Source organism: Bacillus sp. JJ1127, from assembly GCF_036965845.1.
In the GTDB taxonomy this organism is placed as follows: domain Bacteria; phylum Bacillota; class Bacilli; order Bacillales; family Bacillaceae_G; genus Bacillus_A.
The window spans coordinates 1-1,081 of sequence record NZ_JBALQK010000428.1; the positions used below are offsets into that span (position 1 = coordinate 1).

Sequence of the window (1,081 nt, forward strand, 5' to 3'; positions counted from 1 at the left end):
TTCATATTAAAAACGCTATTCTTATTGTATATGTCTACAAAAGAATAGCGTTTTTTTGTTTTATGGATACCATTTCCCTTTAGCCTAATGGTTATGAATAAACTTCTAGTCCCTTCTCGTACATGTGCTTCTAAAATAAATTGTCTTACTAGGGCGTACATCATTTTTTGAAGTATCGATTAACCTTGCTTATATTTCTGAAATCATTAAACCCGTGTCAGGACTATATATAAATTGATTGAAAAATCAATCTCCTGTTGCTATGATTACTAGGAATATCCATTTTTAGGAAGGGGATAAAGAAGTATATTAGGTTAAAAAATAGGGTTTGGAGAGGAATATACATGTATATAGTCAAAAATAATAGGATTACAAATGATACGTTGCAGCAGTGGGATGAGAAATTTGTTCCAAATACCGATTGTTTCTATTTTAGAGAAAGTCCTCCGTACTTATCTGTTCAAGAAAGAGGGAAAGTTCCACTAACGTTAGATTCACTAACTTCCTTTTTGAGCTGGAATGTAGTGCCGGAAGCAAAATATATTGCAGTTGTTTCGAATGAAGAATTCGAAAATTTAGATTGTAAAGTAAGGAAGCAAATATTGCTGGAGCAAGTACAAGTAAACAGGGGTTTCATTTTTACATTAACTGAATTAGAGCAATTATATGGTGAGAGCTTACGACATTTACTTGAACCATACATACTTAATGAGAAAGAGAATATTATCCTTCAAGGGTTTATATGGCATAAGCTTCCCAGACGACTTCGAGATAAGCTATTAACTCGTATTGCAGAATGGTTTACGGATCATGAATCATTATCTAAAGAATATGAATCCTTTTATAAAGATTATCCGTACATTTCTCAATATTTTAATACTTTTGTAGGGACGAATGGTCCGAATTGTTTAGGAGCTGCAGCAGCTAGTATTCAGCAAACGGCATTAGATGCAGAATACTATTTGAATAAGTGGGTACTCCCGGAAGAATTTTATCAAGTACTAAAGAAACATAAATATAAAAGAAGGGGTACCGCTGATATATATAAAGGAAATATTCTAGTGTGGGATTTGAACAATCA

General features: G+C 32.8%; 1 protein-coding gene. It reads left to right on the forward strand.

Annotated elements, in window-relative coordinates; translation table 11 throughout:
• Positions 1 to 344: 344 nt before the first annotated feature.
• Positions 345 to 1,081 (forward strand): hypothetical protein (locus tag V7183_RS25525; protein WP_335361285.1); only part of this gene is annotated, 737 nt, incomplete at its 3' end.